The organism is Rothia sp. (in: high G+C Gram-positive bacteria) (assembly GCF_015265375.1).
Classification (GTDB): domain Bacteria; phylum Actinomycetota; class Actinomycetes; order Actinomycetales; family Micrococcaceae; genus Rothia.
On the sequence record NZ_JABZXW010000083.1, the window covers coordinates 1 to 6,480 of the forward strand.

Consider the following 6,480-nt stretch of genomic DNA (forward strand, 5'->3'; position numbering starts at 1 on the left):
TTCCAGGGGCGGGCGGGTCACCATGACGGCAGCCGCCATCGCCGGCGGGATCTCTTCGGCGCGGATGTGCGCGAGCGCCTCCGCGACGGTCGCCTCGGGGGAGAGGATGATCGGCACCGGGTTCATGAGCGAACCGGCGGTACCTTCGTCGTATTCGAGCAGTCGACGCACGTCGTCTGCTTCGTCGGGTTCCATGAGTTCGAGCAGCTTTTCACGCTGGGCGTCGTCCAGCTCGATGAGCAGGTCGGCGGCGTCGTCCGGTTCCATCTCTTCGAGGACCTGCGCGGCACGCTCATCGTCCAGGTGCGAGAGAATCTGCACCTGGTCCTCGGCGGGCAGCTCCTGCAGAACGTCCGCGAGGCGCTCATCCTGCAGCTCGGCGGCGATTTCGACCATGCGTTTATCGCTCATCTCGTGGATAGCGTCCGCAAGGTCGGCGGGCTTGGAGTTCTCGTGGTTCGCCACGAACGCGGTTGCCGCCTGCGGTTCCACATCGGTGGAGAGCACCGCCTCGTCCCAGTCGACGATGAGGGTCTCCTTGGAGCGGCGGCGCCACGTGCTGGAGCCGGAGCTGACACGGGAGACGAACAGCTCGGTCACGCCCCAGTCGCCGTTGCGGCGCTGCTCAATGGCGACGTCCTCAATGACGGCGTCGCCGCTGCCGTCGAGCAGGCGCACACGGCGGTCAAAAAGCTCACCGACGATGAGAGTCTCAGAGTTGCGCTGTTCGAAGCGGCGCAGGTTCACCAGGCCGGTCGAAATGATCTGTGAAGCGTCGATACTTCGCACACGGGTCATGGGCATGAACACGCGTTTCTTGCCGAGCACCTCAACGATGATGCCGACAACAATGGGTTCGCTGCCCTTGGCGGGGCGGGCGCCCGCAATGGATGCGCCCAGGCCGCGTTTGAGCACGACAACGTCTCGGAGACGGCCGAGGCGGTCACCGAAAGGGTCAAAAACGTCGAGGCCCAAAAGGCGGGCAATGTAAATCTTGCTGGGGGTGCTGAACTTCGAATTGCTCACCTCTCTAGGGTACGCCCCGCCGCGGGGATTCGCACTTTGAGAAGCCTAATTGAACAGGTGTTCGCTACGCCTGTAGAGGAGCTGACTGCCCACCGGATCCAGGGGTAGGGTGGGCGGTAGAATAGGAGCCATGACTTCTAACCTGCCGAATATTCCCTCGACCCCGCCTTCTTCATATCTGGCCTCGCGCCTGGCGCAGGCTCAGGGCAAGCCCCTACCCGCCGGTGAGGCAATCGCCTCCTTCGTTCGTCACGATGATGCGCTCGCCGCTTTTGACGTGCTCAGCGAGCAGGATTACCCGGTCACGGCGCTGTACCTGGTCAATGACGGTATCCGCCAGGTGGAGTACCCGGTACAGCCCGGTTACGGTCGTGCCCTGATTTTCTCGGCGATTCAGGGTGCGTCGATGGGCCTGGTGTTTTCGGTGCTGTTGACTCTGACCGGTGACTCTTTTATGTCGGTGGCGCTAAGGTACGTGCCGCTGTCGATTGCCGTGTTTGTGCTCTGGCAGATGTACATTCTGCGCCGTGGCCGCGGGGTTCGATACCCGATGCGTACCGAGGCGATTCCCTCGCGTACCGTGATGTACGCCCTGCCGGAGTACGCGCAGGATGCGCGCCGCGTGCTGGGCGCGCACCCTCGCTTCTCGGCGGCAGTTGCGGCTGCGCGTGCGGCGGCAGCCCCGGAGGCGTCGCAGGCGCGTGCCGCTCAGAGCACCGTCTCGATGAATGGTGCGCCGGTTCCGACCGGTGCCCCGAAGGCCCCCTCGTATCGTGCGCAGGCGGGTAGTCAGCCGGCACCGAACCAGAACCTGCCCGAGCGTGATACTTCCGCACAGAACGCGATGGCTCAGAGCGCGGCGCAGAACATGCCCGCTCCCACCCAGCCTACGCAGACCGTTCAGCCCGCTCAGACTTCCGCGCCGGAACAGGCAAAAACCGACCATGCAACCGAACAGAACACCACCGCCCAGAAGTCGGAGCCGCAGAAGCGCCCGGCTCAGCGCTTCGGCCTGCGCGTGGACGATCCGGAAGAATACGCGAAGCTGATTCAGCCCAAGCCGCAGCGTCCGACCCCGCGCCCGCAGGGCCTGCACGATAAGTCCTCGCAGGATAACTCCTCGAAAAACTCCGAATAACCTCAACCACCAGCGGGCGGTAGCCGCCAGTGACGGCGGGAAATAAGCCAGGAAACAGGCATAGAAGACAGCAAGAAGATACGCGAAAGCCCCTCACCGAACGAATCGGTGAGGGGCTTTCGTTACGCATTATCGTCAGACCGTACTAACCGGTACAGTCCGGCGGGAATGGTTACGCCTCCTTGGAGAGCTTAGCCATCCACTCCTCAATGCCCTCAACGGTGCGGGGCAGTGCAGCGGACATGTTCACGTTGCCGTCCTCGGTGCAGAGCACGTCGTCCTCAAGGCGGATACCGATACCGCGGTACTCCTCGGGAATGGACATGTCCTCTTCCTTGAAGTACAGTGCCGGCTCAATGGTGAAGACCATGCCCGGCTCCAGCTCGGCCCACATGTACAGTTCAGCCTTCGCCTGCGCGCAGTCGTGCACGTCCAGGCCCAGGTGGTGGCTGGTGCCGTGCGGCATCCAGCGGCGGTGCTGACCGCCCTCAATGGTGAGGGAAACCTCGGCAGAAACCGGCAGCAGGCCCCACTCTTCCAGGCGGTGAGCCAGAACCTCCATTGCGGCGTCGTGAATCTCGTGGAACTTACGGCCCGGCTTAGCCACAGCGAATGCGGCGTCAGCGGCGTCCAGCACGGCGTTGTAGACCTTCGCCTGAACCTCGGTGAACTTACCGTTCACGGGGAAGGTACGGGTCACGTCTGCGGTGTACAGGGTGTCGTCCTCAACGCCTGCGTCCAGCAGCAGCAGCTTGCCGTCATCGACGGTGCCGTTGTTGCGGATCCAGTGCAGGATGGTTGCGTTGTTACCGCACGCTGCGATGGTGTCGTAGCCCAGGTCGTTACCGTCGGTACGTGCCACGGAGAAGAACGCGGTCTCAACGACGCGCTCGCCGCGGTGGTGCGCAACAGCCTTAGGCAGCTCGCGTACGACCTCTTCGAAGCCCTTGACGGTCAGGTCAACGGAACGCTGCAGGTTCTCAACCTCGATAGCGTCCTTAATCAGGCGAGCCTCGGAGAGAGCCACGGCAAGCTCGGAGTCCAGCTTGTCAGCCTGCTCCAGCTCCACGCCGGTGTTGTAGCGGGAGGTGTCAACGAGAGCGTCAACAGCCGGGTCAACGTTGCGGACCAGGCGGATGTTCACGCCGCCCAGGCCCTGGTTGCCGGCGTTCTTGGTGATAGCAACCTCAAGCTCGGACAGGTCGCGGGTACGCAGACCGTAACGCTCGGAGAACTCCTTCAGGGTGGGGCGGGGGCCAACCCAGAACTCGCCGTAGCGTGCATCCGCGTAGAACTCTGCGGTGTCGCGGCCAGCCAGCGGGCGGAAGTACAGGGTGACTTCGTGGTTGGAGCCGTTGTCGCCGGTGCCCTCTTCGACGGGCTCGAAGACCAGCACAGCGTCGGGCTCGTGGTCGATGCCCAGGCCGGTCTGGTGCGCAAACGCCGAGTGCGGGCGGAAGCGGTAGTCGCAGTCGTTGGAGCGGACCTTCAGCGGGCCTGCGGGCAGGACGAGGCGCTCGCCGGGGAACGCCTTGGAGATCTTGGCGCGGCGCTCAGCTGCGTAGTCTGCTACGGGCTCGCGGGTGTAGCCGTCATCTTCGGCAGGTGCCCAGTTTGCGGCAATGAATTCGGTGAATGCAGACGCCTTGGGGGTGCTGCGGTGGTCAGTCTTCTGAGCTTCGGTGCTCTTCTCGTTGTTCTCAGTCATGGGTTAATCATAGCCTCTTCAATACTGGTGGGCAGGTGTTTTAGCGCTTTTGACCATAAGAGAGGGGGCGGTGGGTTCAGAATATATCTTTGACCTGCGACCGGGTGCCCGATATTGCGCCGCCGATATTGGTAGGGTTGAATCAGAAGAGTAGATGACATGCCTTAAAACCCCGCTGAGGTGGCGACGAACTAGCAGGGGCGGGGAAGGAGAGAATATGACGCACACAGAACACCGGAACAGTGCACCTCATGCGAAGCAGGCACCGCAGCCCGCTGAACCGGGCACGCCTGAAAACCTGAACCCTGCCGGGCGCTACGACCTGCATATTCACTCCGCTATTTCTGACGGCACGCAGAGCCTGACTGAGCTGGTGCCGCTGATTGCTCGCACCGGGTTGGCGGGTTTCGCGCTGACTGATCACGATACGACGGCTGGTTGGGCGCAGGCGGCTCAGCTGGCGGATGAGTACGGTCTGGATTTTCTGCCGGGTGCCGAGTTCTCTTGCCGTTACCGTTACACCGACGGGGAGGGCCGCGCACGCACGAAGACTATTCACCTGCTCGCTTATGGTTTTGACCCGGTGGGTTCGGAGTTGGCGCACCGTGTGGAGGCGATTCGTGCCAGCCGTGAGGGCCGTGCGCAGGCTATTGTGGGCCGTCTTGCCGCTGACTACCCGCTGACCTGGGATGACGTGTTGGCGCAGGTGGGGGAGGGGAACGCGGCGGTGGGCCGCCCCCATATTGCTGACGCGCTGGTTGCCGCCGGTGTGGTGACTGACCGTTCTGAGGCGTTCGCGAAGCTGCTGTACACGGGTAGCCCCTACTATGTGCCGCAGGATGCGCTGGACCCGCTGGAGGCGGTGCGTCTGGTGCGTGAGGCTGGGGGCGTGCCGGTGATTGCGCATCCGATGAGTACGATGCGTGGGCCTGCGTTGAGCCTGGAGTACCTGGGTTTGATGGTGGAGGCTGGCCTGGCGGGTGTGGAGGTGTATCACCGTGAGAACTCTCCGGAGGACCGGGCGCGTCTGCTGGAGTTCATTGAGCGTCAGCGTGCGGCGGGCCGTGAGGTGCTGGTGACGGGTTCGAGTGATTATCACGGTGCGGGTAAGCCGAACCTGCTGGGTGAGAATACGACGGATGCGGTGACGGTGGCGCGTATCCGCGAGCAGCTGGCGGCCCAGCACTAAAACAAAAGTGTGGGGCGGGTTCCTAATCAAAGGAACCCGCCCCCCATTCTTTTGCTTTCACCTCATTGCATATTCCCTAAATCTCTACCTGAAGGTTAGGATTTTTGGTACGCTGAGAACGTTCTACTCATTGGGGCGCACAAAGATTGTGCCTCCCCTCTGTTCATGAAGGAGCTATGATGCTTCGACAATTATTCACCCGCCCCACAAAGCGGGCCATCCAGGCCGGTGGCACGGTACTGCTGGCAGGTGCCATGGTGTGCGGTAGTGTTCCGGCGTATGCCACCGGGCATTTGAAGCCTCACGAGGTGACCCCCATTGTACAGCCGGACGAACCGGCAGTGACCTGCAACGACCGCGCAGAATATGAGTACTATCGGCAAGATGGTGAATTGGGGCGTCGCGTTATCTTTAATTGGGCGCAGTGCATTGGTCTGATTTCTGAGTATCAGAAGCACCAAATGGTCAAGAAAGATAGTGTTATCTCTCGTGGCCAGTTTGTGGAGTATTTGTACCGTCTGTCAGGTTCTCCCGAAGTGAAGAATCTTCCGGCTCAGTCTCCGTATGGTGATATTAAGACTGATGATCCGCGTTTTCCCGTGGTGATGTGGGCTCGTCAGCGGGGCATTACCTGGGGTTGGAGTGATGGGAATTTCCATTACGATACCCCTGCTAGTGAGGCTGCTACTGCCTTGATGGTGTATCGATTGGCGGGTAGTCCAAACGTAACGGTAGAAGTAGACGATCCTAATGCCTATTTCCTATATACTCCTTGGAAGGAAAAATGGCCGAATATGCCCTATAATTCGGAGCTTCATAAGGCATACACCTGGTTATACTATGGTCTTCAGAATCCAAATAATAAAGATTCTGTCGAGAACGTATCGTATCGACAGCATGGTATCGTATCACCTAATGATGAATTTGAGTGGTTGACTTACGCTACGTATGAGCAGGCCTTTGAAGTGATTCGTCTGGCAGATAAATCTTTCAAATTTAAATAAGAAACATATCCCCGCTTATGTATCAATACATAAGCGGGGATATGTTTATGAATTTATTCCACAACTATATATTCTTTTTTATTGGAAGTTCCCACTGGAGTCTCAGTAGATTTATAGACATACTGATTAATTTCAATCTTGTAGGGTGGGTTCAGGGAATTTTTAATAGAAAACTTCCATTTATCGTTCAGAACCTTGGGTTTAGGTTTGTTATTGTCTTCGTAGTCCATGTGGCATTCGTCGTATGCGTTTGCTCCAATAATATTCAAACGCCTAACACTACCTTCAAGATAGAAGCCCCACAGTGAAGCGAGGATTCTTTCTAGGGGTACTTCTTGGCTTGGTCTGTAGGGGTTGTCTGAGCGTACTCCTGTAAAGGTGCAGTCGCTAGCCCATGAGCTGATATACCAGTTTG

The 6,480-nt window shown here is 59.5% G+C and carries 5 protein-coding genes and 1 pseudogene; 3 read left to right on the plus strand and 3 right to left on the minus strand.

Annotated features, from left to right (window positions below; genetic code table 11):
- Positions 1-1,026, minus strand: a 1,026-nt coding sequence (locus tag HXO69_RS08395) for a magnesium transporter MgtE N-terminal domain-containing protein (protein WP_296546481.1), incomplete at its 3' end; no start/stop codon positions are given.
- A 130-nt stretch (positions 1,027-1,156) separates the two neighbouring features.
- Between HXO69_RS08395 and HXO69_RS08400 the strand changes: the two genes are divergently transcribed.
- A complete protein-coding gene (locus HXO69_RS08400; RefSeq protein ID WP_296546483.1) occupies positions 1,157-2,164 on the plus strand; it encodes a hypothetical protein in 1,008 nt (335 codons plus the stop codon).
- Positions 2,165-2,336: 172 nt separating this feature from the next.
- On the opposite strand, the gene HXO69_RS08405 is transcribed toward HXO69_RS08400, so the two are convergent.
- Positions 2,337-3,872: an aminopeptidase P family protein gene (locus HXO69_RS08405; protein ID WP_296546484.1), complete on the minus strand. Its 1,536-nt coding sequence runs from the start codon at positions 3,870-3,872 to the stop codon at positions 2,337-2,339.
- A gap of 217 nt (positions 3,873-4,089) precedes the next feature.
- On the opposite strand from HXO69_RS08405, the gene HXO69_RS08410 reads away from it, so the two are divergent.
- On the plus strand, positions 4,090-5,061 hold the full coding sequence (locus HXO69_RS08410) for a PHP domain-containing protein (protein WP_296546486.1): 972 nt from the start codon (positions 4,090-4,092) through the stop codon (positions 5,059-5,061).
- A 176-nt stretch (positions 5,062-5,237) separates the two neighbouring features.
- Positions 5,238-6,065: an S-layer homology domain-containing protein gene (locus HXO69_RS08415; protein WP_296546488.1), complete on the plus strand. Its 828-nt coding sequence runs from the start codon at positions 5,238-5,240 to the stop codon at positions 6,063-6,065.
- Between the two features lie 53 nt (positions 6,066-6,118).
- Here HXO69_RS08415 and HXO69_RS08420 read toward each other — a convergent pair.
- Positions 6,119-6,480, minus strand: a pseudogene (locus tag HXO69_RS08420) (hypothetical protein); the annotation flags it as partial.